23 protein-coding genes are annotated in these 23342 nt (G+C 73.2%); 13 read left to right on the plus strand and 10 right to left on the minus strand.

Going from position 1 to position 23342, the window contains the following annotated elements:
- Window positions 1-144 precede the first annotated feature (144 nt).
- The 5 genes from ACZ7P3_RS26880 (at window position 145) to ACZ7P3_RS26900 (ending at window position 3816) form a co-directional block, all read left to right on the plus strand.
- The gene (locus ACZ7P3_RS26880) at window positions 145-1518 is read left to right on the plus strand and encodes a type III PLP-dependent enzyme domain-containing protein (RefSeq protein WP_472085612.1); all 1374 of its coding nucleotides are present in this window, start codon (window positions 145-147) and stop codon (window positions 1516-1518) included.
- A gap of 178 nt (window positions 1519-1696) precedes the next feature.
- A complete protein-coding gene (locus tag ACZ7P3_RS26885; protein WP_472085613.1) occupies window positions 1697-2089 on the plus strand; it encodes a hypothetical protein in 393 nt (130 codons plus the stop codon).
- Window positions 2086-2907 (plus strand): transcriptional regulator, encoded by an 822-nt coding sequence (locus ACZ7P3_RS26890; protein WP_472085614.1) that lies wholly within the window; start codon window positions 2086-2088, stop codon window positions 2905-2907. The genes ACZ7P3_RS26885 and ACZ7P3_RS26890 overlap by 4 nt, the downstream gene beginning before the upstream one ends.
- A gap of 31 nt (window positions 2908-2938) precedes the next feature.
- A complete protein-coding gene (locus tag ACZ7P3_RS26895) occupies window positions 2939-3430 on the plus strand; it encodes a roadblock/LC7 domain-containing protein (RefSeq protein WP_472085615.1) in 492 nt (163 codons plus the stop codon).
- 11 nt (window positions 3431-3441) lie between these two features.
- Window positions 3442-3816 carry a roadblock/LC7 domain-containing protein gene (locus ACZ7P3_RS26900; protein WP_472085616.1) on the plus strand — a complete coding sequence of 125 codons (375 nt, stop codon included), beginning with the start codon at window positions 3442-3444 and terminating at the stop codon, window positions 3814-3816.
- 71 nt (window positions 3817-3887) lie between these two features.
- Here ACZ7P3_RS26900 and ACZ7P3_RS26905 read toward each other — a convergent pair whose 3' ends face one another.
- The 3 genes from ACZ7P3_RS26905 to ACZ7P3_RS26915 all read right to left on the minus strand — a co-directional run bounded on the left by ACZ7P3_RS26905 (window position 3888) and on the right by ACZ7P3_RS26915 (window position 7034).
- Window positions 3888-4481 carry a hypothetical protein gene (locus ACZ7P3_RS26905; RefSeq protein WP_472085617.1) on the minus strand — a complete coding sequence of 198 codons (594 nt, stop codon included), beginning with the start codon at window positions 4479-4481 and terminating at the stop codon, window positions 3888-3890.
- Between the two features lie 91 nt (window positions 4482-4572).
- The gene (locus ACZ7P3_RS26910; RefSeq protein WP_472085618.1) at window positions 4573-5529 is read right to left on the minus strand and encodes a MurR/RpiR family transcriptional regulator; all 957 of its coding nucleotides are present in this window, start codon (window positions 5527-5529) and stop codon (window positions 4573-4575) included.
- Window positions 5526-7034: an aromatic amino acid ammonia-lyase gene (locus ACZ7P3_RS26915; RefSeq protein WP_472085619.1), complete on the minus strand. Its 1509-nt coding sequence runs from the start codon at window positions 7032-7034 to the stop codon at window positions 5526-5528. The genes ACZ7P3_RS26910 and ACZ7P3_RS26915 overlap by 4 nt, the downstream gene beginning before the upstream one ends.
- Window positions 7035-7245: 211 nt before the next feature.
- Here ACZ7P3_RS26915 and ACZ7P3_RS26920 point away from each other — a divergent pair, with 211 nt between their 5' ends.
- From ACZ7P3_RS26920 to ACZ7P3_RS26930, 3 genes are read left to right on the plus strand one after another with little or no spacing between them, the layout of a single operon-like run.
- A complete protein-coding gene (locus ACZ7P3_RS26920) occupies window positions 7246-7905 on the plus strand; it encodes a carbonic anhydrase (RefSeq protein WP_472085620.1) in 660 nt (219 codons plus the stop codon).
- Window positions 7906-7936: 31 nt separating this feature from the next.
- Complete coding sequence (locus tag ACZ7P3_RS26925; RefSeq protein WP_472085621.1) at window positions 7937-9538, plus strand: SulP family inorganic anion transporter; 1602 nt, start codon at window positions 7937-7939, stop codon at window positions 9536-9538.
- Window positions 9539-9557: 19 nt separating this feature from the next.
- Complete coding sequence (locus ACZ7P3_RS26930) at window positions 9558-9989, plus strand: hypothetical protein (protein WP_472085795.1); 432 nt, start codon at window positions 9558-9560, stop codon at window positions 9987-9989.
- Window positions 9990-9995: 6 nt separating this feature from the next.
- On the opposite strand, the gene ACZ7P3_RS26935 is transcribed toward ACZ7P3_RS26930, so the two are convergent.
- Window positions 9996-10757: an SDR family oxidoreductase gene (locus ACZ7P3_RS26935; RefSeq protein WP_472085622.1), complete on the minus strand. Its 762-nt coding sequence runs from the start codon at window positions 10755-10757 to the stop codon at window positions 9996-9998.
- Window positions 10758-10904: 147 nt separating this feature from the next.
- Between ACZ7P3_RS26935 and ACZ7P3_RS26940 the strand changes: the two genes are divergently transcribed.
- Window positions 10905-11753 carry a helix-turn-helix transcriptional regulator gene (locus ACZ7P3_RS26940; RefSeq protein WP_472085623.1) on the plus strand — a complete coding sequence of 283 codons (849 nt, stop codon included), beginning with the start codon at window positions 10905-10907 and terminating at the stop codon, window positions 11751-11753.
- A 327-nt stretch (window positions 11754-12080) separates the two neighbouring features.
- Here ACZ7P3_RS26940 and ACZ7P3_RS26945 read toward each other — a convergent pair whose 3' ends face one another.
- Complete coding sequence (locus tag ACZ7P3_RS26945; protein WP_472085624.1) at window positions 12081-13472, minus strand: cystathionine beta-synthase; 1392 nt, start codon at window positions 13470-13472, stop codon at window positions 12081-12083.
- A gap of 161 nt (window positions 13473-13633) precedes the next feature.
- Here ACZ7P3_RS26945 and ACZ7P3_RS26950 point away from each other — a divergent pair, with 161 nt between their 5' ends.
- From ACZ7P3_RS26950 to ACZ7P3_RS26960, 3 genes are all read left to right on the plus strand, one after another.
- Window positions 13634-14653: an SGNH/GDSL hydrolase family protein gene (locus ACZ7P3_RS26950; RefSeq protein ID WP_472085625.1), complete on the plus strand. Its 1020-nt coding sequence runs from the start codon at window positions 13634-13636 to the stop codon at window positions 14651-14653.
- A gap of 333 nt (window positions 14654-14986) precedes the next feature.
- Window positions 14987-16207 (plus strand): acetyl-CoA C-acetyltransferase, encoded by a 1221-nt coding sequence (locus ACZ7P3_RS26955; RefSeq protein WP_472085626.1) that lies wholly within the window; start codon window positions 14987-14989, stop codon window positions 16205-16207.
- Between the two features lie 283 nt (window positions 16208-16490).
- On the plus strand, window positions 16491-17273 hold the full coding sequence (locus tag ACZ7P3_RS26960) for a hypothetical protein (protein ID WP_472085796.1): 783 nt from the start codon (window positions 16491-16493) through the stop codon (window positions 17271-17273).
- Window positions 17274-17400: 127 nt separating this feature from the next.
- On the opposite strand, the gene ACZ7P3_RS26965 is transcribed toward ACZ7P3_RS26960, so the two are convergent.
- Complete coding sequence (locus ACZ7P3_RS26965; RefSeq protein ID WP_472085627.1) at window positions 17401-17712, minus strand: hypothetical protein; 312 nt, start codon at window positions 17710-17712, stop codon at window positions 17401-17403.
- A gap of 99 nt (window positions 17713-17811) precedes the next feature.
- Between ACZ7P3_RS26965 and ACZ7P3_RS26970 the strand changes: the two genes are divergently transcribed.
- The gene (locus tag ACZ7P3_RS26970; protein ID WP_020940491.1) at window positions 17812-18042 is read left to right on the plus strand and encodes a DUF4287 domain-containing protein; all 231 of its coding nucleotides are present in this window, start codon (window positions 17812-17814) and stop codon (window positions 18040-18042) included.
- Window positions 18043-18099: 57 nt separating this feature from the next.
- Here the strand turns inward: ACZ7P3_RS26970 and ACZ7P3_RS26975 are convergent, their stop codons facing one another.
- The 4 genes from ACZ7P3_RS26975 to ACZ7P3_RS26990 form a co-directional block, all read right to left on the minus strand.
- The gene (locus tag ACZ7P3_RS26975) at window positions 18100-18960 is read right to left on the minus strand and encodes a Bax inhibitor-1/YccA family protein (RefSeq protein WP_472085628.1); all 861 of its coding nucleotides are present in this window, start codon (window positions 18958-18960) and stop codon (window positions 18100-18102) included.
- A 111-nt stretch (window positions 18961-19071) separates the two neighbouring features.
- On the minus strand, window positions 19072-20271 hold the full coding sequence (locus ACZ7P3_RS26980; RefSeq protein ID WP_472085629.1) for a 4-hydroxybenzoate 3-monooxygenase: 1200 nt from the start codon (window positions 20269-20271) through the stop codon (window positions 19072-19074).
- A 213-nt stretch (window positions 20272-20484) separates the two neighbouring features.
- A complete protein-coding gene (locus ACZ7P3_RS26985; protein WP_472085630.1) occupies window positions 20485-21159 on the minus strand; it encodes a hypothetical protein in 675 nt (224 codons plus the stop codon).
- A gap of 49 nt (window positions 21160-21208) precedes the next feature.
- The gene (locus ACZ7P3_RS26990) at window positions 21209-23128 is read right to left on the minus strand and encodes a zinc metalloprotease (RefSeq protein WP_472085631.1); all 1920 of its coding nucleotides are present in this window, start codon (window positions 23126-23128) and stop codon (window positions 21209-21211) included.
- Window positions 23129-23342 lie beyond the last annotated feature (214 nt).

Raw genomic sequence — 23342 nt, forward strand, 5'->3', positions numbered from 1 at the left:
TGCTTCCTCTATTCACATCCTGGCCTCCTGAATAGAACTAGTCAATACATCGGCGGACCCACGTCGGCGCGCCGGGGATGTTTGGCTGGAAGACACAGGGAAGGACACGAAGGACCGCGAAGGCCCACAGAATGGGGGAAAGGCGTGGAGCACGACATCGACAGCGAGGCCCTCGGCCGCGCCGCCCGACGGGACGAGGCGGTGCGCGGCGCGGTGGAGCAGGGACTGCTGGGGCCCGGCGCGGCCCTGGTGGGACTGCTGGACGTCACCGGCATCCGGGAGACGGCGGCGGCCCTGCGGACGGCGTTCGACGCGGTCGTGGCGCCGGGGACGCCGGTGCTGCACGCCTTCGCGGTGAAGGCGGCCCCGCTGGTGCCGGTGCTGCGGCTGCTGCACGAGGAGGGCATCGGCGCCGAGGTGGCGAGCCCGGGCGAGCTGGCGCTGGCCCGGGCGGCGGGGCTGCCGCCGGAGCGTACGGTGCTCGACTCGCCCGCCAAGACACCGGCCGAGCTGCGCGAGGCGCTGGCGCTGGGCATCGCCGTGAACGCGGACAACCCGCAGGAGCTGGACCGGCTCGACGCCCTGGTCCGCTCGGCACCCACCCGTTCGCCGCTCGGCCTGCGGGTCAACCCGCAGATCGGCGGCGGCAGCATCGGGGCGACCTCGACGGCGACGGAGACCTCCAAGTTCGGCGTGGCGCTGCGCGACGAGGGCGCCCGGGAGTGGGTCGTACAGGCCTACGCGGACCGGCCGTGGCTGACCCGGCTGCACGCGCACACCGGTTCGCAGGGCATTCCGCTGCCGCTGCTGGCGCGGGGCGCGGCGGAGGCGTACGCGCTCGCCGAGGAGATCAACGCGCGGATCGGGCGGCCGCAGATCGACACGCTCGACATCGGCGGCGGGCTGCCGGTCGACTTCACCACGGAGGCGACGGCACCGACGTACGCGCAGTACGCGCGGCTGCTGGCCGAGCAGGCGCCGGGGCTTTTCGAGGGGCGGTACGGGCTGGTGACCGAGTTCGGCCGGTCGCTGCTGGCCAAGAGCGGCACGGTGGTGGCGCGGGTGGAGTACGCGAAGAGCTCCGGCGGGCGGCGGATCGCGGTGACGCACGCGGGCGTGCAGGTGGCCACGCGGACCGTGTACGCACCGGGCGCATGGCCGCTGCGGATCGCCGCGTACGACGCCAAGGGGCGGCCGAAGGAGGGCCCCGAGGTGGTGCAGGACGTCGCGGGCCCGGCCTGCTTCTCCGGCGACCTGCTCGCCGAGGGGCGCCTGCTGCCCCGGCTGGAGCAGGGCGACTACGCGGCGGCGCTGGACACGGGCGCGTACTACTTCGCCCACCACTACGCCTACAACTCGCTGGCGCGGCCCGGGATCTACGGCTTCGCGCCGGACGGGGCCGGCGGGGTCGCCTTCGCGACCGTGCGGGAGCCGCAGACCGTGGCGGAGGTCGTGGCCGAGTCCGGCGGGGCGCACGCGTCCGCGCTCACCACGCTCCGCGCGTCCGGGAGCCGTTGACACACCCCGGCCACCTCTCGAACAAATGACTCAACTGCCGTGAAACATGCGTCAGTTGACCCACACTAGTACGCCGGACGCATGTTCCACTGGAAAATGCCGAAGGCCTCACCTCCCGCGCACACGTTGCGTAGTGTCCCTGTCACTCAACCGGAGTACAGCGGGGAGGGGAACCGGCGTGCCCGGAATCGACGAATGCCTACTGGAGGCGATGCGGCTGCCCGGTGCCCGGGGAGCCGCGCTGGTGGACTGGACGAGCGGACTGGCCCTGGGCACGGTCGGGGACGCCCCCGGCGGTGACCACGAGACCACCGCCGCCGAGGCCGCCGAACTGGCCCGCCTGGCCGCCGAGCACGGCGCCTTCACGATCGGGGACGACGACACGGACGGACGCCCGCCCGTGGAGGACGTGATCATCAGCAACCGCGACAGCTACCACCTGCTGCGGTTCGTGGACACGTCCTTCGACAGCAGCGTCTTCCTCCACCTGTGGCTCGGCCGCGAGGACGGCAACCTCGCGCTCGCCCGGATCCGGCTCGGCGAGATGGCGTCCCGGCTGGTGCTGGGATGACCAGGGTCGGGACACCTCCCCCGCTGCCGGTGCGGGACAGACCCGCCCACGGGGACGGTACGGCGGGCGCGCTGTCGCCCATGCTGCGGCGGCTCGCCGAGGAGCAGGCCACCGGGGTGCTCGTGCGCGAACACGGCACCCTGCACCTCGCCCAGGGCCGGGTGGTGCACGCCGAGAGCCCGCTCTCCCCGGGCCTGGACGTGCTCCTCACGGCCCACGGCACCCTCGCCGCGGCGGCCTGGCAGCGGGCGGCGGCGCGGTCCTCCGGCACCGCGGACGCCACCCGTCTGCTGCTGGAGGCCGGGCTGCTGCCCGCGGGCGCCCTGGAACTGTGCCACCTGGACGCCCTCTACGACGCCGGGTACTTCGCGCTGGCACCGAGCAGCACCCCCGGCCGGTTCCGCTACGACAGCGGGCCACGCGTCGGCCCGCTGCCCTCGGTCCCGGTCATCGCCCTGGAGCGCGAGACGCTGCGGCGCCGCCTGCTGCTGCACCGCCTCTGGCCCGACCCGGCGGCCGACAGCGCCCCGCTGATCCGCGCCGACCCGGTCGCCGCGGCGCCGGTCACCGCGCGCCGGCGGGCGGTCCTGGACCGGGTGGACGGCGTCCGTACCGCCCCGGACATCGCCCGCAACCTGGGCAGGCAGGCGTTCCACACGCTGGTGGACGTGCGCCGGCTCGCCGCGGCCGGACTCGTCCGGCCGGTGTCCACGCCGTCCGTGGTGCCCGACCCACCGCCCCCCACTCCCCCGCTCACGGTCACCGACCCCGACATCGCGCTGCTGAAGAGGCTCAGAGATGCGCTGGAGGCGCTTTGAACGGCACCGCCCCGCCGAGAGGAGAGAGCTGATGGTGCCCGAACAGGACCTGGAGACCGTCCTGGACGAACTGCGCCGGCTGCGGACCCGGGTCCCGCAGCTCACCGGCGCGCTCGCGGCCGGCGTCGACGGACTCGTCGTCGCCCACGACACCCCGGGCGTCGACCCGGAAGGCCTCGCGGCACTCACCGCGGCGGCGCTCGGCGTCGCCGTACGGGTCGCCGACGCCACCGGCAACGGCGGCTTCCGGGAGCTGCTGGTGCGCGGCGAGAACGGCTACGTCGCCACCTACGCGGCCGGCCGCACCGCCGTGCTGACCCTGCTCGCCCAGGACCGGGTCAACGTCGGCCGGCTGCACCTGGAGGGACGCCGGGCCGGCGCCCGCATCGGGGAACGGCTCGACGCCGCCGAGGCCGCCGCGCAGGCCGCACGCCCCGCCACCAGAACCACACCCGCACGGACCCGCACCCCGCGCGCGCCACGCACCACGGCCGCCGAGGCGCGCACCGCAACCGACAGTTGAGAGGACCCACCATGGCCAACACCGAGATCGCACTCAAGGACGCGCTCACCTCGATCGAGGGCGCGACCGGCGTCGCACTGGTCGACTACACCAGCGGAATGGCGCTGGGCACGATGGGCGGCAGCAAGAGCTTCGACCTGAACGTGGCCGCCGCAGGCAACACGGACGTCATCCGCGCCAAGATGCGCACGATGGAACACCTGGGCCTCAAGGCCGAGATCGAGGACATCCTGATCACGCTGTCGGACCAGTACCACCTGATCCGCCTGCTCAAGGGCCGCGGCGGCAACGGCCTCTTCCTCTACCTGGTCCTGGACGCGAGCCGGGCCAACCTGGCGATGGCCCGGCACCAGCTCAAGAGGATCGAGGAGGACCTGGAGGTCTAGGGCCTGCCCGGCGGACCGGGCCGGCTCCGCGCAACGGTGCCCCATCGGCGCAGGTGAGCGCGCCCGGTGCGTCAGACGAGTGCCGCGGTGCGGCGGCGGGCCCCGCCCGGGGCCGCGTCGCCGGCCGCGATGCCCGTACCGCGCAGACCCTTCACGGCCTTGCCCGCCGGCCTCCCGCCCCGCCGGTCCAGCCAGTCCACCCGCACCCACAGCAGCTCGTCCCCGGCCCGCTCGCGCCGCCCGAGCCAGGCGGCCTTCAGCCGGAGCCCGGTGCCGGCCCCGGCGAGCAGCATGCCGCCGGCCGCGGGCACCGCGAAGGAGCTGCCGAATGCGGCGGCGCAGGCCGGCAGCAGCCACCAGCGGTGTCCCCGGCGCCAGGTGCGCACGGTGACCGCCCGGTCCTGCAGGACGTCGTACCTGCCCGCGCGGGCGGCCCCGCGGGCGAGGGCGGCGTACCGCCCGCGCCGCACCAGCGCCGTGAACGCCGCGGCGACCAGGAAGAGGGCGGCCCCGGCGAGCACCCCGATCCGGCGCCCGGTCACCCCGGGCACGAGCACACCGGTCCCCGCCGCGAACACCCCGAGCCACCACAGCGGTGCGGCCCCGGCCCGTACGACGACGGCCACCCGGGCCAGCCCCTGTCCTCCGCGTCCTGCGCGCGCCACGTCGGCCTCCCGTGTCACGTGTCCACCCAGCGTCTGTCCGTCCGCACGACGCTAGTGGCAGAACGTGAGACGAGTCTGAGAGCGTGCCAGGTCACTCGACGAACAGCCCGCGGGCCGCCGCGTTCGCGTCGAACTCCTCCAGCCTCGCCTGGGCGTCGGGCAGGTCGTCGCAGACCGCCTCCAGCAGCACCCGCCCGAGCAGCATCGGCGCGCACGCGGTGTCGAAGGCGAGCCCGGTGCCCACGGCGGCGGGCAGCAGCAGGTCGGAGTACCGCGCGACCGGGGCGAAGGCCGAGTCGGCGACCGTGACGACGGTCAGGCCCGCCTCCTTGGCGTAGCCGAGGGTGTCGACGACCTCGCGCGGATGCCGGGGCAGCGCGAAGCAGAGCAGGGCCGTGGCGCCCGCGCGGACGGCGGCGTCGATCCGGTCGTGGATCATCGTGCCGCCCTCGTTGAGCAGCCGGACGTCCGGGTGGACCTTGGCGGCGAAGTACGCGAAGCCGTAGGCCTGCGAGGCGGCGGCGCGCAGGCCGAGCACCGGCAGCGGGCGGGAGGCGGCCAGGATCCGGCCGGCCTTCTGTACCGGCCGCGGGTCGGCGAGCAGCTCGGCGAGGTGCTTCAGGTTCTCGATCTCCGCCTCGACGGCCTGCTGGTACTCGTTGTACGAGCCCGCCTCCGCGGCGGGTTCGGCGGGTACGACCTCGCGCAGGTGCCGGCGCAGGGCGGGGTAGCCGTCGAAGCCGAGGGCGACCGCGAACCGGGTCACCGAGGGCTGGCTGACCCCGGCCAGCTCGGCCAGCTCCACGCTGGACAGGAAGGGCACGTCGGCGGCGCGCCGCACCATGCTGTGCGCGATGCGCCGCTGGGTCGGCGTGAGCCGGTGCCCCTCGAAGAGCGTCTGCAGCCGGGTGGCCGGGCTGTCCGCCACAGCGGACGCCACACCGGACGCCACGCCGAACGTCTCCCCGTGCGTCTCGCCCGGTGTCTCACCGAACGTCCCGCCGGACGTCTCACCGGAGGTCACCCCGGTACTCCTGTCCACGCTCATGCCGTGCTCCCCCTCCAGATGTCCGTGAATCGGTCGAGCAGTGCGGCCGCCGTCGTCACGTCGTGCGTGAGCGGCCGGTCGGCCGGGTCGTCGTCGAGGACCGACTCGGCCAGCGCCAGCGCCCGGCCCGCCGGAAGCCCCGGGTCGGGCCTCAGGTCGCGCTGGCGCAGCGCCCGGACGGCGGCGACGAGTTCGCAGCCGACCACCAGACGGTACGCATCGCAGGCGCGCAGCGTCTGGCGTGCGGCGAGCGAGGCGAAACTCGCCTGTTCCTCGACGCCCCGGGAGAGTACAGCGTGGCCGAGCGACGCGGGGGCCGAGAAGGCCCGCAGGTCGCCGAGGGCCGCTCCGGCCGCGTACTCCAGGATCATCACGCCCGAGGAGGCCGGCTCGTGGTCGGCGAGGAAGGGGCGCAGGCGGGTGCAGGCGGGCTCGTTGAGGGTGGACAGCCGGGACGTGGACAGCCGGGCCACCTGTGTCACGGCGAGCCTGAAGTGGTCCAGGGCCAGGGCGAGTTGGGCCGCGTAGAAGCCGCCGTGGTGGTAGGCGGCCAGGTCCGCCGGGACGATCAGCGGGTTCTCCGCCGCCGCGTTGATCTCCACCGTCAGGACCTGGTCCAGGGCGTCCGCCGCGTCGTGCGCGGGCCCGTGTATCTGGGGCAGGCAGCGGAAGCCGTACGGGTCCTGGATCCGGCCGAGCGGCGGGGTCGGCCGGTCGGCGGCGCCGATCAGCTCCCGCATCCGCCGGGCCACCTCGGCACTGCCGCGGTGCGGCCGGGCGGTGTGCACGGGGGCGGCGTACGCCTCGTGGGAGCCGTCGACGGCGAGCAGGGACAGCGCCGCGACGACCTGGGTGGCGCCGATCAGCCCGCGCAGTTCGTGCAGGGCGAGCGCGGACTGGCCGAGGGTGAGCGCGTTGCTGCTGATCAGGGCGAGGGCGTCGTTGTTGTCCAGGGGCTGCGGCTCGGGGGCGCCCGCGCCGCGCCACGGGTGCTCCCCGGCCAGCGCGAGACCCGTCTGGGCGAGCGCCGCGATGTCACCGGTGCCGACGGAGCCGAACTCGTTGACGACCGGGTGGGCGCCCGCCTCCAGCGCCTCGCACAGCGCGGTGACCACGCTGGGCCGCAGCCCGGCACCCCCGGCGAGCAGCTGGTTGGCGCGGACGGCGAGCATCGCGCGGACCTGCCGGGCGGGGAGCTCCTCGCCTATGGCGCCGGCGTGGCTGCGCAGCAGGCGCAGGCCGTGTCCGGCGGCGGCCTCGGTGGGCACGTCCTCGTTCCGGTTGGCGCCCACGCCGGTGGAGCGGCCGTAGACGCGCCCGGTGGCCGCGATCTGCCGGGCGGCGTTCCAGGACTCCTCCGCCCGCCGCATCGCGTCGGCCCCGGGAGCCGGCCGCGCGGCCCCGTCGGCGAGGCGTACGACGTCCTCGACGCCGAGTCCGCTCCCGTCGAGGAGCACCGCCGCGGACCGTACGGAGTCCGGCGCGTCCATGGTGCGAGACGACATCAGGCCCACACTCCCCTCGCACGGACAAAGTATTCAGACACCAAGAACTCTGCATGACGTTATGCAGTCGGGCAAGGGACTCAAGGGGTGGTATCGCCGCGGCGATGATCTGACGACGAATCAGCCAAGTGTCGTTAAACGGCAACCGACGGTGACCGGGCGAGTGCATACCGTGAAAAGGCGCTACTGGCACGACACCTGAGGACGCGTCATGGCCTCCAACCGCAGGGCCTTCCTGACAGCCACCGCCGTCACCGCACTGGCCGCCGCCCCGGCGACGGCCGCGCCCCGTCCCCGCCCGCCCGTCACCGCGCACGACGCCCTCGACGAACTCCTCGCCGGCAACCGGCGCTATGCCGCGGGCCGCCCCCGGCACCCGCACGACAGCACCGGGCGGCGCCGTCTGCTGGCCGCCGCCCAGCACCCCTTCGCGGTCATCGTCGGCTGCATCGACTCCCGCGTCCCCCCGGAGCTGGTCTTCGACCAGGGACTCGGCGACCTGCTGTGCATAAGGACCGCCGGCCAGGTGCTGGACGAGGCCGTGCTGGGCTCCGTCCAGTACGGCGTGGAGGAGCTGGGCGTCCCGCTCGTGCTGGTCCTCGGACACGAGCGCTGCGGGGCCGTCGCCGCCACACTGGAGCATCTGCGCACGGGCGCGCCGGTGCCGGGCCACCTGGAACTGCTGGTGGACGAGATCGTCCCCGCCGCCCGCCGCACCCGCGCACTGCCCGGCGACTGGGCCGAGCACACCATGCGCGCCCACACCGCCTGGGTACGGGACGCGATCCGCGCCGACCCCGCCTTCGCCCCGGCCCATGTCGCAGCCGCCCGCTTCGACCTCGACACCGGGCTCGTGTCCCCGCTGCCCTGACCCCCCTCCCCGCACAGCACCTGAAGAAGCCATGAACCTGACCCGAGTCCTGTCCGTCCTGCCCTCCCCCGCCGACCTGCGGTCCATGGGCCGCGCCCCGCGCCGCGACCTGCTGTGCGGGCTCACCGTGGCGGTCGTCGCACTGCCCCTGGCCCTCGGCTTCGGCGTCAGCTCCGGACTCGGCGCCGCCGCCGGGCTGACCACGGCGGTCGTCGCCGGGACGCTGGCCGCGCTGTGCGGCGGCAGCGCCCGCCAGGTCAGCGGCCCGACCGGCGCGATGACCGTGGTCCTGGTGCCGATCGTGCACCGCTACGGCGCCGACGGCGTCCTCACCGTCGGCCTGATGGCGGGCGTTCTGCTGCTGGTCCTCGCCTTCGCCCGGGCGGGCGCCGCGATGGCGTACGTCCCCGCACCGGTGATCGCCGGTTTCACCCTGGGCATCGCCGGTGTGATCGCCCTCCAGCAGGTGCCCGCCGCGCTCGGCGTGCCCACCCCGCGCGGCGAGCAGGTCGCCGTGATCGCCGCGCGGGCGGCGCGCGAGTTCGGGCGCGCACCGCACTGGCCGGCCCTGCTGCTCGCGGCGGGCGCGGCGGCCGTCGTGCTGGCCGGCGCCCGCTGGAAACCTGCCGTCCCCTTCTCCCTGGTGGCCGTCGTCGCCACGACCGCCGCCGCCGAGGCACTGCGGCTGCCCGTCACCCGCATCGGCACGCTCCCGGCGTCCCTGCCCGCGCCCTCCCTCTCCTTCCTGGACCTGTCCCGGCTCCCCTCCCTGCTCGCCCCGGCCGCCGCGGTGGCCGCGCTCGCCGCCCTGGAGTCCCTGCTGTCGGCGTCGGTCGCCGACGGGCTGCGGCCCGGCGAGCGGCACGACCCGTCCAAGGAGCTGTTCGGGCAGGGCATCGCCAACCTCGCCGCCCCCTTGTTCGGCGGGGTCCCGGCGACCGGCGCCATCGCGCGCACGGCGGTCAACGTCCGCACCGGCGCCGCCTCCCGGCTGGCCGCGCTCTCGCACGCCGTGTTCCTCGCCGCGATCGCGGCCCTCGCCGCCCCGCTGGTGGGCCGCATCCCGCTGGCCGCACTGGCCGGAGTGCTGCTGGCGACCGCCGTACGGATGGTGGAGCGGGACGCGGTCCGGGCGATGGCGAAGGCCACCCGCGGCGACGCGCTGGTGCTCGTCCTCACCGCCGGCGCCACCCTCGCCCTGGACCTGGTGCGGGCGGTGCTGATCGGGCTCGGCGTCTCGGTGCTGCTGGCGCTGCGCGCCGCGGTCGGCGGCACCCGGCTCACCCCGGCCGCCGCCGACGAACTCCCGGGCGAGGCGGGCACGGTGGCCTACCGGTTCGACGGCCCGCTGCTGTTCGCCGCCGCTCACCGCTTCCGGCGCAGCCTGGACGACCTGCACGACGGCGTCTCGGCGGTCGACCTCAGGCTGTCCGGGCTGACGGCGGTGGACGCGACCGGGGCACTGGCGCTGAAGGACGCGGTCACCGAGCTGCGCGGGCAGGGCGTCGAGGTCCGCATCAGCGGGGTCGGGCACGGTCACCGCCGGGTGCTGGAGTCACTGGGCGTCCTCCCGGCGGCCCCCACCCCGAACAGGGGGGCTATCCCCAGTGCGGCGGGCGCCCCGACTCTCTAACGTGAGGCGTATGACGGCAATGGACGCGCGGGACGCCGACCTCAAGAAGGAACTCAACGCAACCCTGCAGGCCCGCAGGGAGCTGGGCGAGGAGTACGAATCCGCCCTGGTGGACTCGTTCCTGGAGAAGGTCGACCAGCGGATCGACGGCTCGGTCGAGCGGCGGGTGCGGCGGCAGATGGCGGAGGCACAGATGGTGGTCGCCCGTGATTCCCGTGCGCCGAAGGCCACCGACTCCTGGGCCGAGCGCTTCGGCTTCGCCATCGTCTCGCTGGTGCTGGCCGTCCCGCTGTCCGCGATCGGCGCCTACAACGCCCATCTCGCCGGTCTGCTGGTCACCTGGGGCGGCATCGTCGGCGTCAACGCCGTACAGGCCGCCCGCACCCACCCCGGCCTGTTCGGCACCCGGCGGCGCGGGTCCGCCGCCCAGGACGGCGACTGGGAGAAGTGACCCGGCTCAGGCCTGCCGGGTCGGCAGCACCATGATCTGGCGCAGGTTGACGTGGCGGGGGCGGTCGGCCACGTAGGCGACGACGTCCGCGACTTCCGCCGCCGAGAGGGTCCCGATCGCCTCCACCATGCCGTCCAGCTGCCCCGACAGCTCCTCGCTGTCGACGTGCTCCTTCAGTTCGGTCTCCGTGAGCCCCGGCTCGATGTTGGTGACCCGCACGTCGCGCGGCCCGAACTCGGCGCGCAGGGACTGCGAGAGGAAGGTGACGGCGGCCTTGGTGGCGCCGTACACCGCGTAGTTGGGGAAGACCATGTGGGCGCCGACCGAGGAGATGTTCACCAGGTCGGCGGTGCGGCCCCCGGCGGCCGCGGCCACCAGGTCGGCGGTGAAGGCGCGGATCACCCGCAGCACCCCGGTCACATTGGTGTCGAGCATCCGCTGCCACTCGTCCAGCCGTCCGTCGTCGACCGGGTTCGGCAGCATCACACCGGCGTTGTTGACGACCAGGTCGACGGGCCCGAAGGCCTCGTGGACCAGATCGCGGGCGGCCTCGACCGACGCGTCGTCGGTGACGTCGGCGGTCACCGCCAGCGCCTCGCCGCCCTCGGCCCGGATCTTTTCGGCGACGGTCTCCAGCCGGTCCGCGCGCCGGGCGAACAGCGCCACCCGGGCGCCCTGCGCGGCGAGCAGCAGCGCGACGGCCTCGCCGATGCCGCTGGCGGCTCCGGTGACGACGGCGGTACGGCCCGAGAGGTTCTCGTACGACATGGGTGTTCCCCCTGGTGCGGTGGCCGGGGCGGCTCCCCGGCGGCTGACACCACCTTCGCCGGGCCCGGCCGTCCTACCCAGGGAACGGCTTTTCCTGGGTCTGCCGGTACCAGGTTCCGCGGCCCGTCCCTGACCTACGATCGCCCCATGAACGGGGACTGGACCGAAGGAGAAGTGGGCGACTTCCTGCGCTCACGCCGCGCCCGGATACGGCCCGAGGAAGTAGGGCTGCCCGCGCACGGGCGGCGCCGCGTACCGGGCCTGCGCCGCGAGGAGGTGGCGCAGCTCGCGGGGGTCAGCGTGGACTACTACATCCGGCTGGAGCAGGGCCGGGGACCCAGCGTCTCCGATGCCGTGCTGGACGCGATCGCGCGGGTGCTGCGGCTGGACGAGACCGAGCACACCTACCTGCGCACGGTGGCCCGCCCCCGCCGGCGGCGGCGGTCCGAGCGGTCCGGCACGCCCCGGGTGCGCCCGGGCATCCAGACGCTGCTGGACGGCATGGAACGCCATCCGGCCCTGGTGCTGGGCCGCCGGATGGACGTGCTGGCGTGGAACGCGCTCGGCGACGCGGTCAACGGCTTCAGCCGCATGGCACCGGAGGAGCGGAACATGCCCCGGCAGGTCTTCCTGGACCCCGCGGGCCGGGAGCTGTACCCGGAGTGGGCCGCGGTCGCCGCGCAGACGGTGGCGCACCTGCGGCTGAACGCGGGCCTGCACGCCGACGACCGCGAGCTGTGCGCCCTGGTCGGCGAACTCTCCCTGAAGAGCGAGGACTTCCGCCGCCTGTGGGCGGACCACCAGGTCAAGGAGTGCGCCTACGGCGTGAAGACGCTACGGCACCCGGTGGCGGGCCTGCTGACCCTGCCGTACGAGACCCTGACGGTCCCGGGGGACCCGGAGCAGACGATCGTGGTGTACACGCCCGAGCCCGGCTCGGAGACGGCGGAGCGGCTAGCGCTGCTGGGCAGTTGGGAGACGAGCACCGCCCGCTGAGAAGAGTTGCGCGGGGACCGCCGCACCCCCGTTGCCGGGGGGCGGGACGACGGCGGTCCCCGCGAGGGACGCGGGCCGGGTCAGGGCCGGGCTTGCGCGTCCATGGCGTCCATGGAGGTCCGGGAGCCGCTCCGGAGGTCCTTGGCGCCGTTCGGCGCCGGCCTGGGCGGGGAGCCGCTCCCGCCCTGCCGACACCCCCTAATGTGCCGGACCCGTGTTAAGCGGGTGCTGCGCGCACGTGACACGCTCGTACCACTTCCGCGACGGTACGAACGGCCGCGGTCACCGCAAGTTCGCCGCCGGCACGGGCCGTTCACCGCACGTTCGCTACTGCTTCCCACCCTTGGCCAGGAAGGCCAGCAGGTCCTGCCGGCTGACCACACCGGTCGGCTTGCCCTCGACCAGGACGATCGCCGCGTCCGCCGAACCGAGCACCGACATCAGGTCGCCGACCGGCTCGCCGGAGCCGACCTGGGGCAGCGGGGCCGACATGTGCTTCTCCAGCGGGTCCTCCAGCGAGGCCCGCTGGGAGAACAGGGCGTCCAGCAGCTCCCGCTCCACGACCGACCCGACGACCTCGGCGGCCATCACGTCCGGGTGACCGGCGCCCGGCTTGACCACCGGCATCTGCGAGACGCCGTACTCGCGCAGCACCTCGATGGCCTGGCCGACGGTCTCCTCCGGGTGCATGTGCACCAGGGAGGGGATGGCGCCGTGCACCTTGTCGTTCAGGACGTCGGCGACGCGGGCGCTGGGGCCCTCGTCCTCCAGGAAGCCGTAGTCGGCCATCCACTCGTCGTTGAAGATCTTGCTGAGGTAGCCGCGGCCGCTGTCGGGCAGCAGGACGACCACGACGTCGTCCGGGCCGAGCCGCTCGGCGACCCGCAGCGCGGCCACCACGGCCATGCCGCAGGAGCCGCCCACCAGCAGGCCCTCCTCCTTGGCGAGGCGGCGGGTCATCTGGAAGGAGTCCTTGTCGGAGACCGGGACGATCTCGTCGGCGACGGTCCGGTCGTAGGCGGTGGGCCAGAAGTCCTCGCCCACGCCCTCGACCAGGTACGGCCGCCCGGAGCCGCCCGAGTACACGGACCCCTCGGGGTCGGCGCCGACGACCTTCACCTTGCCGTCGCTGGCGTCCTTCAGATAGCGGCCGGTGCCGGAGATGGTGCCGCCGGTGCCCACGCCCGCCACGAAGTGGGTGATCTTCCCCTCGGTCTGCTCCCACAGCTCGGGGCCGGTCGAGTGATAGTGCGAGAGCGGGTTGTTGGGGTTGGAGTACTGGTCGGGCTTCCAGGCGCCGGGGGTCTCGCGGACGAGGCGGTCGGAGACGTTGTAGTAGGAGTCCGGGTGCTCGGGGTCCACGGCGGTCGGGCACACGACCACTTCCGCGCCGTAGGCACGCAGCACGTTGATCTTGTCGGTGCTCACCTTGTCAGGGCAGACGAAGATGCACTTGTAACCCTTCTGCTGGGCCACGATGGCGAGGCCCACACCGGTGTTGCCACTGGTCGGCTCGACGATCGTGCCACCCGGCTTCAGCGCTCCGCTCTCCTCGGCGGCCTCGATCATGCGCAGGGCGATGCGGTCCTTCACGGAACCGCCCGGGTTGAAGTACTCCACCTTGGCCAGGACGGTCGCCTGGATGCCCTGGGTCACGCTGTTGAGCCTCACCAGCGGGGTGTTGCCGACGAGGCTGATCATCGAGTCGTGGAATTGCACCGTTGTCTCCGGTTGCTTGCAAAAACAGTGGTTGTAGTGGTGCCGCCAGCCTAAGGCCCCCGGGTGACGTCGGGGCGGGCGTTCACTCCCCGTTGAGATTGACGAACGGGCAGTACGGGGCAAGGAGTGGATGTACGGCTACGAGGAGGTGGCGGCGAGGCATGACGAGCATGTCCAGGGCGAGAGTGGCCCGGCGCATCGCGGCCGGTGCGGCGTACGGCGGCGGCGGGGTCGGGCTGGCCGGAGCCGCCGCCGTCGGCCTGCTGCTGGCCGAGCTGCAGATGGCCCGGCGCCATGTGGGCAACGGCAGCAGCGGCCGGGTCCCGGTGGCCGACGGCGTGTACGGCCATGTCTACGACGTCCCCGGTGAACCGCCCCTCAGACTGGCCGTGCTCGGCGACTCCACGGCCGCCGGGCAGGGGGTGCACCGGGCGGGCCAGACCCCGGGTGCGCTGGTGGCGTCGGGCCTCGCGGCCGTGGCGGAACGGCCGGTCCAGCTGCGCAACGTCGCCCTTCCCGGAGCCCAGTCGGACGACCTGGACCGGCAGGTGGCGCTGGTCCTGTCGCCCTCGTTCGCCGCCCCCGACGTCTGCGTGATCATGATCGGCGCGAACGACGTGACGCACCGGATGCCGCCGACGCGTTCGGTACGGCATCTGTCGGCGGCGGTACGGCGGCTGCGGACGGCCGGGGCGGAGGTGGTCGTCGGCACGTGCCCCGACCTCGGCACCATCGAGCCGGTGCAGCAGCCGCTGCGGTGGCTGGCCCGGCGGGCCTCGCGGCAGCTCGCCGCGGCGCAGACCATCGGGGCGGTGGAGCAGGGCGGGCGCACGGTGTCGCTGGGGGACCTGCTCGGGCCCGAGTTCGAGGCGAATCCGCGGGAGCTGTTCGGGCCGGACAACTACCACCCCTCGGCGGAGGGGTACGCGACCGCGGCGATGGCGGTGCTGCCGACGGTGTGTGCGGCGCTGGGCTTGTGGCCGGCGGAGGAGGAGCGGCCGGACGTGTCGCGGCGCGAGGGGTTCCTGCCGGTGGCCCGTGCGGCGGCCGAGGCGGCGTCCGAGGCGGGTACGGAGGTCACGGCGGCGATGCCGACGGGGCCGCGGGGGCCGTGGGCGTTGCTGAAGCGTCGCCGCCGGCGCCGCGTGCCGGAGGCCGAGCCGGCCACCCCGTCCCCCTGACCCCGGGGACTCCGGCCCCCTTCACTCACCCCTCCGCCCACCCACCCACCCGACTCGCCCGGCCGAGAGGCGAGGACCGAACCCCCGCCCCCGGTCCCCTTCCCCGGCCTTGGTGGTGCGTCTCTTTTTGTTGGGGGCGGTGCTCGGCCAGGGCGTGTGGGGGCTGTCTGTCCACCGGGTCGGGGAGGTGAGTGGGAAAATAGTGGTGGACGAGCCAAGCAAGCGCTTAGACAATTGCGGTCAGTGTCACACCCCGACACCGATGACCTCGCAGGTACGGACGGGTAATTTCCCAACCGGTCCTGCAAACCCCCGGAAGCCACTGGAGCCGTGATGCCCGAAGCCGTCATCGTCTCGACCGCCCGTTCTCCGATCGGCCGCGCCGGCAAGGGGTCCCTCAAGGACCTGCGCCCCGACGACCTCACGGCGACGATCATCCAGGCGGCACTCGCCAAGGTCCCGGAGCTGGACCCCAGGGACATCGACGACCTGATGCTCGGCTGCGGCCTCCCCGGCGGCGAGCAGGGCCACAACCTCGGCCGGATCGTCGCCGTACAGATGGGCATGGACCACCTGCCGGGCTGCACGGTCACCCGGTACTGCTCCTCCTCGCTCCAGACCTCCCGCATGGCCCTGCACGCCATCAAGGCCGGCGAGGGCGACGTCTTCATCTCGGCCGGTGTCGAGACCGTCTCCCGTTTCGCCAAGGGCAGCTCCGACGGCCTCCCGGACACGCACAACCCCCTCTTCGCCGAGGCCGAGGCCCGCACCGTCGCCGTCGCCCAGCAGGAGGGCACCACGTGGCACGACCCGCGTGAGGACGGGCTGGTCCCCGACGCCTACATCGCGATGGGCCAGACCGCCGAGAACCTCGCCCGCATGAAGGGCATCACGCGCCAGGACATGGACGAGTTCGGCGTCCGCTCGCAGAACCTCGCCGAGGAGGCCATCAAGAGCGGCTTCTGGGAGCGCGAGATCACCCCGGTGACCCTCCCCGACGGCACGGTCGTCAGCAAGGACGACGGTCCGCGCGCCGGCGTCACGATGGAGGGCGTGGCGGGCCTCAAGCCGGTCTTCCGCCCGGACGGCCTGGTCACCGCCGCCAACTGCTGCCCGCTGAACGACGGCGCCGCCGCCGTCGTCATCATGAGCGACACCAAGGCCCGCGAGCTGGGCCTGACCCCGCTCGCCCGCATCGTGTCGACCGGCGTCTCCGGCCTGTCCCCGGAGATCATGGGTCTCGGCCCGGTGGAGGCCAGCAAGCAGGCCCTGCGCCGTGCCGGCCTGACCATCGACGACATCGACCTCGTCGAGATCAACGAGGCCTTCGCCGCCCAGGTGATCCCCTCCTACCGCGACCTCGGCATCGACCTCGACAAGCTGAACGTCAACGGCGGCGCCATCGCCGTCGGCCACCCCTTCGGCATGACCGGCGCCCGCATCACCGGCACCCTCATCAACTCGCTGCAGTGGCACGACAAGCAGTTCGGCCTGGAGACGATGTGCGTCGGCGGCGGCCAGGGCATGGCGATGGTCATCGAGCGCCTCAGCTGATCCACCCTCGGTAGCGGCTCGGGCACAGCAGGTGCACAAACGGCCCGGAACCCGGAAAACTCCTGGGTTCTGGGCCCTTTTGTGATCCAATCTCCCTCAAGGTGTGACCTATCTCCCTCACCGGAGACATCCATGCAGGTCAGCGCCGTGGGCGGGGGAACGCCAAGACCAAAGACCTGTCCGGTTCGTGACGTTACGCACTGACAGCTGGTTAGTCCGCCCTTCAAGCTGATGTAGGAAGTCGGGGGTCGACTTTGAACCTGGGAGTACGTCAGTGAGCGCCATGCCCATCGCCCTGCTGCTCACCACGGCCGCCACGGGCGCCGTGGGCGTCGCCGTCCTGCGCACCGTCCTGAAGCTGCGCCGCCAGCTCGCGGACCTGCAGGCCCAGCTCGCCGAGAACCAGGCGGCCGCCATGGGCGCGCTGCTGCCCGCGGCCCGCAGGGCCGCCGACACGGACGAGATACGCACGGCCGTGGCCGAGGCGCTCGCCGAGGAACGGGAGCGGGAACTGGCCGAGGCCCGCGCGTTCTGGGCCGCCCAGGAGGCCCGTGACGCCTCCGACGCGCCCACGCTGTTCGGTCTCGCCGACACCGACACCTTCATGCCCCGCCAGGCCGACTTCGCGGGCCTGGAGCCGCTGGAGCCGGTCGCCGAGCCGACGACCGAGACGGACGAGCCCGCCGGGGAGTCCGCCGAACTGGCCGCGGCCCGCCGCCGCCACCCCTCGCACCCCGACTTCGTCCCGGTGCAGTCCCCGGTCGTCAACGACCACGAGCGCACGGTGACCGCGCTGGAGCAGCTGGCCGCCGACCAGATCGAACTCTCCGACGTGCGCCCCGGCCCCCTCGGCACCCTCGACGTCTATGTCTTCGCCGACGGCACCACGCTGTGCATGACCCCGGGCCACCGTGAGACGGCCGAGCGCCTGGCGGAGGCCCTGCGCGAGGGCGAAACCCCGTACCTCCTCGGCGGTTCGGGCATCTCCGGCGCCTACGCCCTGACCTTCACCTGCGGAGACGAGACGGTCTACATCCTGGCGGACCGCGTCATAGCGTCCCTGTAGGGAAGCGCGCCCCGGAAGGGGCGCGAGGCCGCGTGGACGGTGCGGCCCCGCCGCACCGGCACCCGCCGTGCGGGCGCGGCATCCGCCGCATGGGCGCGACCGGCGCCCCCGCACCCGCGGGAGGCGCTCAGACCCCCGCCCGCTTGCGTGCCTCCTCCACCAGTACCACCGCCTCGGCGACCTGATCCTCGCTCTCCAGCACCACCGCCAAGTCGTGCGCGGCCACCAGAATTTGGTCGGCGGCCGCGAACATCCCCGCGTCCGGCATCTCCCGCGGCTCGGTGGCCGGCTCCTCCACACGCTGCGTCCACCGGGCCAACTGCCTGGCCAGCGCCAGCGCCTCGGCGGCGGCGCCGCGTTGCAGCCGGCTCTGCGGAGCGGCCCGCAACCGGTCGGCGAAGTGTTCCACTGCTCGGGTCAAGGGCGTCGTATCAACCACGCGCCGAGCGTAACGCGCCGCACTGTTGCCAATACGCGAACGCTCAGGCACGGTGACGTGAAGGACCGGCTTACATCCCCTTTGCGTTCGGAGGCGCCGATGTCCCAACTCTTCTCCGAGGAGACCCACCGCAATCTGCTCGCCCGCATCCCGCACTGCACCGGTCGTGAAGTCTCCGACTGGCTGCGCACCGTAGAAGAAGGCCCCGCCCTGTTCCGCTTCGAGGAGAAGGTCAGCTGGCTCCGGCACGAGTACGACCTCGCGTACGGCCACGCCAAGGCGATCGTTCATGAATACGACCTGAGGAGGGCGGCCCGGAAGCTGCTCTGAGACGCCGAAAGGGCCCCGGGTCGAATCCGGGGCCCTCTCGTACGACCGGCGCGTCGGCTAGTCGTTGTTGCTGAAGATCGCCACCAGTCGCAGCATCTCCACGTAGATCCACACCAGGGTCATGGTGAGGCCGAACGCGGCGAGCCAGGACTCGTTGCGCGGGGCGCCGTAGGCGATGCCGTCCTCGATCTGCTTGAAGTCGAGGGTCAGGAAGAACGCGCCGAGCACGATGGCGATGATGCCGACGATCGCGCCGAGCGGGCCGAAGCTGCGCAGGCCGCCGTCCGCGGCGACGCCGAACGCGACCAGCAACAGGTTGACCGCCATGACCAGCACGAAGGCGAGGGCGATGGCCGTACCGATGCGGGCGTAGCGGGCCGTGACGCGGACCCAGCCGGCCTTGTAGACCAGCAGGGTGGCGGCGGAGACGGCCAGGGTGCCGAGCACGGCCTGGAAGGGGGCGCCGCTCCAGCGACTGTTGTACATCTCGCTGATGACGCCGAGGAAGACGCCCTCGAAGGCGGCGTAACCCAGGATCAGCGCGGGCGACGGGGTGCGCCTGAAGCTCTGCACCAGCGCCAGCACCATCGCGACGATCGCGGCGCCGAAGGCGAGGCCGAAGCTGGTCCCCGAGACCGGCAGCAGCGTCCAGGCGAGGACGGCGCCGACGGCGACCGTGCCGAGCGTGAGGGCCGAGCGCATGACGACGTCGTCCATCGTCATCCGGTCGGTGGTGGCCGGGGCCTGCGGCGGAGCGCCGTACTGCACACCCTGCTGGGCGTAAGGGTTCTGCCCGTACGGATTCTGCGCGTAGGGGTTGCCCTGTGCGTACCCGGCCTGCGGTGCGGCGTTGAAGCCGGCGTAGCCGTTGTCGCGGCTGAACCCCCGTCGCGAGAAGACCGGGTTACTGCTCCTCATTTCACTCCTCCATGGCTGCCGTGCGCAGCCTTGGCTCAAGAGTAATGGATTGGCAAAGGATCGAGCATACTACTTGAGGAGGATCTTTCCCCCGCCGTGCTGCGCAACACGCTACGCGGAAGGCTTGTTCCCGGCCACGGTGAGCGGGAAGCCCGTGTACGCCTCGGCGAGGTCGGTCTCGGCCGCGCGGGAGGAGGCGATCCGCTCCAGCCGGGCCAGCTGGAGGCGGACGTCGAAGGCGGTGGCGTCCGGGGCGGAGTGCAGCAGCACCGTCATGTCGCAGGAGAACCGTTCCGCCTGCCAGATGCGGCGCAGACAGGTCGCCGAGTAGGCGTCGAGGAGGTCCGCGGAGCCGGTCTCCTCGGCGTGGATGAGCGCCCGGGCGAAGGTGACGACGTCCCCGACGGCCAGGTTCAGCCCTTTGGCCCCCGTCGGCGGCACGATGTGGGCGGCGTCACCGGCGAGGAAGAGCCGGCCGTGGCGCATCGGTTCGTGCACGAAGGACCGCATGGGCGTGACCGACTTCCGGGTGAGGGGGCCGCGCTCCAGCGTCCAGTCGTCGTCGGTCTCCAGGCGCCGCTCCAGTTCGGACCAGATCGCGTCGTCGGTCCACTCCTCGGCCCGGGTCCCGGCGGGCACCTGGAGGTAGAGGCGGGAGACGGACGGGGACCGCATGGACAGGAGGGCGAAGCCGCGCTCGTGGCGGGCGTAGACCAGCTCGTCGTGGGAGGGGGCGACGTCGGCGAGGATCCCGAGCCAGGCATAGGGGTACGACCGTTCGAACACCCGGGAGACGGCGGCCGGGAAGGCCTTCCTGGCCACGCCCCAGAAGCCGTCGCACCCCACGACGTAGTCACACTCCAGCACGTCCTCGCGGCCCTGGTGCCGGAAGGGCACGCGCGGCCGGTCGCCCGTCGCGTCCTCGACCGCCAGGGCCTCCGCCTCGAACAGCAGCGGCCCGCCGTCGGCCGACCGGAGGGCGATGAGGTCCTTGCAGACCTCGGTCTGGGCATAGACCATGACGGACCGTCCGCCGGTGCGTGCGGGAAAGTCGACGCGGTGGCGGCGCCGGCCGAAGCGCAGCTCGATCCCGTCGTGGCGCAGCCCCTCGCGGTCCATCCGCTCCCCGGCACCGGCCGCGCGCAGCACGTCCACCGTGCCCTGCTCCAGGATCCCGGCGCGCTGGCGGTGCTCCACATGGGCGCGGTCGCGGCTCTCCAGGACGACCGAGTCGATGCCCGCGCGGTGCAGCAGCCGCGCCAGCAGCAGTCCGGCCGGCCCCGCTCCGATGATCCCGACGGTGGTACGCATCGGTCTGTCCCTCCGGCTGGGCGCCATCCCGCAGATGTTCGCCAGGTGAACTTTTCTGCACTGATCGGGCGTCGAGTCTGCGCCGGGGGACATGCGATGTCAATGAGCGAGTGGAGTGACGGCCGGCCGCCGGGTGGAGTGACGGCCGGCCGCCGGTTCCGCGGCGGGGCGCTCGCGGAACCGGCGGCCGGCCCGGGACGGGCAGGGCTCGGGTCAGTGGCCGGGCCAGCCGTCCAGGTGGCGGTGCAGGGTGACCGCCGGCTTCGCGTGCTGCTTCGGGGCGTGCGCGACGGCGTCGTCCAGCACGGCGGTGACCTCGGCGGCCAGCCCGTCGACGCGCGTCCTCAGCTCGGTGGCGGGCAGCGAGGAACGGCTCAGCGCGTCGAGCCTGCGGTGGATGTCGTCCAGCTTGTGCCGGCTGGCGCTGTTCAGGCTGAACGGTGCCGGCGTGGAGACGACGAACTGGTAGGCGCCGGCCAGGGTCTGGCAGCCGGTGCACTCCTTGTTGGCGGCGTCGCTGAGGTTGACGGCGTTCAGGTGGGTGTGTTCCCCGGCGACCGTGACGATCTGGAAGGACAGCGCGACCGAGCGGCAGTGGTCGTCCGCCGAACAGCCGGCGGAGACGGCGTTGGCCTGGTTGCGCACCCCGACGGCGTTCACGGTGCCGAACTGCCGGACGGTGAAGGAGTCCCGTGCCTCGGTGTGGTGCGCCCGGTCGGCGTGGCTGAACACGTGGTCCGAGGCGACGGCCGCGTGTGCCGGGCCGGTTGCCGCCTGGGCCGGGACGGCGGTCGCCATTCCGGCCACTCCGGCGGCGAAGACCCCTATCCGCGCGACGCGGTGGACGAAGGGGCGGCCGGTGGAGCGTTCCTTTCGATGACTGCTCATGTGCTCTCCTGAGGAAGGGTGAAGTGAGGTGAGGGCGCGGGCGCCCGGGTCAGGACGACACCGGAGCCGGTGACTCGCTGGGCGGCGGCGACACACTGGCCGGCGGCGACACCGGCACACTCTCCGACGGCGTCGGCGAGGGCTCGGGCGCCGGTCCGGACGGCGCCGGCGGAGACGCTCCCGCCGAGCCGGTGCCGGCGGACTCGGGCTGCCGGGAGCCGCTACCGGTCGGTCCGGCCGGGACGCCCGGCGCGGAGGAGGACGCCGACGCCGATGCGGAGGCGCTGTCCGAGGCCCCGCCCGACGGCCCGGCGGACGTCCCCGGTGCCGATGCCCCCGCAGCCGCCGACGGCGACCCGGATCCGGCGCCCGGCCGGCCCGAGGGGCCGTCGCCGCCGGTGTCCGGCGTCGAGGCGTCGGGCGGCGCGGGCTCGTGCGTGGGCACACCGGGCTGCAGGAGCGGGGCGATCGGCGGCTTCTTGGGCAACGGCTGCGGGGTCATCCCGGACACCCAGGCGTAACTGAGCCCGGCCAGCCCGGCGAGGGCGAGGGCGGACAGCGCCAGCCGCAGCCGGGGCCGCCCGGCCGTGGACCGCTTGGCGGCCCGCAGGAGCCGGCCGCCGATCTTCACGGACAGGTAGACGACGCCCGCCATCGGGCACAGCAGCATGATCGTGCCGATGGTCCCGACGAGCCCCTCGACGATCTGCCCGTGCGCGAACGCCGAGCCGGTGCCGAGGAGTTGCTCGGTCAGCGAGCGCGTCATCGTGGTGAGGATCCGCGGCAGGTTCCACAGCGCGTAACCCATCTCGCCGACGATCAGCGGCACCATCGTCAGCACCCAGGTGGCGACGATGGTGCGCGCGGACTTCTTCAGCCCGGCGACCTCCGCTCGGGCCGCCCGCCCCTTGGCGCCGGGCATCAGGGAGAGAAGGATCGGCTTGATCTTGCCGTAGAGGTCCGGCACTCCGGCGAGGTCGCCCAGGATGTAGTAGCCGTCCAGCCGGACGGCCGGCATCAGCTGTTCCAGGATCTCGAAGTGCCCGAGGTAGACCGCGGCCAGGAAGAACTGCGCCCCGGTGGCGAAGTAGGCCCCGGCCATGGCCAGCATGAAGACGACGTTGAAGTACACCCCGCCCAGGTCGGTGCGGATCCGGCCGGCGCGGCCGATCCGGTAGACGTCGGTGACGTCGGTGTACATCGACGGCCAGATGAGGAAGAGCCCGCAGCCGATGCACCCGGGCCGGGCACCGCCGTATCTGCAGGCAGAGGCGTGGCCGAACTCGTGGAAGACGAGCGAGGCCACGGTGAGGACGAAGACGATCAGGATCAGCAGCGGCTGGTCCAGGACCTCCAGGACCGGTTCGATCGCCCCGAAGAAGCCGAACAGCCACACGTCCATGGCCACGGCGGACAGCAGCACGGCCACGACCACGGCCGGCCGGTGCAGCCAGGCCAGTGCCCGTGCGATCTTCTCCGTGCGCCGCTCGTCGAAGACCACCCGGTGGCCCTTGAGGGCGAGCAGCAGGTCGGAGCGCGGGGCGTCGACCTCGTCGCCCTCCTGCCCCTCGGGCACGGTCACGCCGAGCGGTTCGAGCTTGTTCTCGACCAGGTAGCGGATGTTTTCTCCGCTGACCTCACGGCCGAACCGGGCACTCACCCGGTGGGCGATCGTGTCCATGTCCCGGACGCCGTCGACGGACGACGCCACGAGGTACAGCAGCCGTGACAGCTGCACGACCTGCCCGTCCCCCCGACGGGCGATGTACTTCGGCTCGGTGAAGCCCGAACCCTGGTACTCACCGTGCAGCCGCAGTCCCGCGCTGAGCCGGGGTACCGGGCGGCCCGGTACCCCGACGATCGGCACGGTGCCGGTCGCCACCTGCTCGTACGTCACCGGCCAGCCACCGGGCCCGGGCTGCGGGCCGGTGTCGTAGAGCGCGGAGGTGCCGTCTCCCAGCACCGTCATCTGTGGTCTCCCCCCCAACGTCCTCGCCGCTTCCCCCCCGGCACGGCGCCGGGGGCGGACCGCGCCGCGCATGGGTGCGGTCCGCCCCCGGGGCCGTTCTCGCGGCGCCGGCGCTACTGCTTGACGCTGATGGTCTGCGCGGCGTGCGACTGGGCGTCCGACCACGCGGAGTGGTCGTTGAGGGCGGCCGACTGGTTGTCGGCGGCGATGTTCG

The sequence above is a fragment of the Streptomyces sp. NPDC107581 genome, from assembly GCF_055657175.1.

Coding starts and splice junctions, on each gene's coding strand:
- ACZ7P3_RS26975 (WP_472085628.1), bottom strand. CDS start 18,960: ATGAGGAGCAGTAACCCGGTCTTCTCGCGACGGGGGTTCAGCCGCGAC.
- ACZ7P3_RS26960 (WP_472085796.1), top strand. CDS start 16,491: ATGCCCATCGCCCTGCTGCTCACCACGGCCGCCACGGGCGCCGTGGGC.
- ACZ7P3_RS26890 (WP_472085614.1), top strand. CDS start 2,086: ATGACCAGGGTCGGGACACCTCCCCCGCTGCCGGTGCGGGACAGACCC.
- ACZ7P3_RS26940 (WP_472085623.1), top strand. CDS start 10,905: ATGAACGGGGACTGGACCGAAGGAGAAGTGGGCGACTTCCTGCGCTCA.
- ACZ7P3_RS26895 (WP_472085615.1), top strand. CDS start 2,939: ATGGTGCCCGAACAGGACCTGGAGACCGTCCTGGACGAACTGCGCCGG.
- ACZ7P3_RS26950 (WP_472085625.1), top strand. CDS start 13,634: ATGACGAGCATGTCCAGGGCGAGAGTGGCCCGGCGCATCGCGGCCGGT.
- ACZ7P3_RS26980 (WP_472085629.1), bottom strand. CDS start 20,271: ATGCGTACCACCGTCGGGATCATCGGAGCGGGGCCGGCCGGACTGCTG.
- ACZ7P3_RS26985 (WP_472085630.1), bottom strand. CDS start 21,159: ATGAGCAGTCATCGAAAGGAACGCTCCACCGGCCGCCCCTTCGTCCAC.
- ACZ7P3_RS26935 (WP_472085622.1), bottom strand. CDS start 10,757: ATGTCGTACGAGAACCTCTCGGGCCGTACCGCCGTCGTCACCGGAGCC.
- ACZ7P3_RS26970 (WP_020940491.1), top strand. CDS start 17,812: ATGTCCCAACTCTTCTCCGAGGAGACCCACCGCAATCTGCTCGCCCGC.
- ACZ7P3_RS26915 (WP_472085619.1), bottom strand. CDS start 7,034: ATGTCGTCTCGCACCATGGACGCGCCGGACTCCGTACGGTCCGCGGCG.
- ACZ7P3_RS26990 (WP_472085631.1), bottom strand. CDS start 23,128: ATGACGGTGCTGGGAGACGGCACCTCCGCGCTCTACGACACCGGCCCG.
- ACZ7P3_RS26920 (WP_472085620.1), top strand. CDS start 7,246: ATGGCCTCCAACCGCAGGGCCTTCCTGACAGCCACCGCCGTCACCGCA.
- ACZ7P3_RS26900 (WP_472085616.1), top strand. CDS start 3,442: ATGGCCAACACCGAGATCGCACTCAAGGACGCGCTCACCTCGATCGAG.
- ACZ7P3_RS26925 (WP_472085621.1), top strand. CDS start 7,937: ATGAACCTGACCCGAGTCCTGTCCGTCCTGCCCTCCCCCGCCGACCTG.
- ACZ7P3_RS26930 (WP_472085795.1), top strand. CDS start 9,558: ATGGACGCGCGGGACGCCGACCTCAAGAAGGAACTCAACGCAACCCTG.
- ACZ7P3_RS26910 (WP_472085618.1), bottom strand. CDS start 5,529: ATGAGCGTGGACAGGAGTACCGGGGTGACCTCCGGTGAGACGTCCGGC.
- ACZ7P3_RS26955 (WP_472085626.1), top strand. CDS start 14,987: ATGCCCGAAGCCGTCATCGTCTCGACCGCCCGTTCTCCGATCGGCCGC.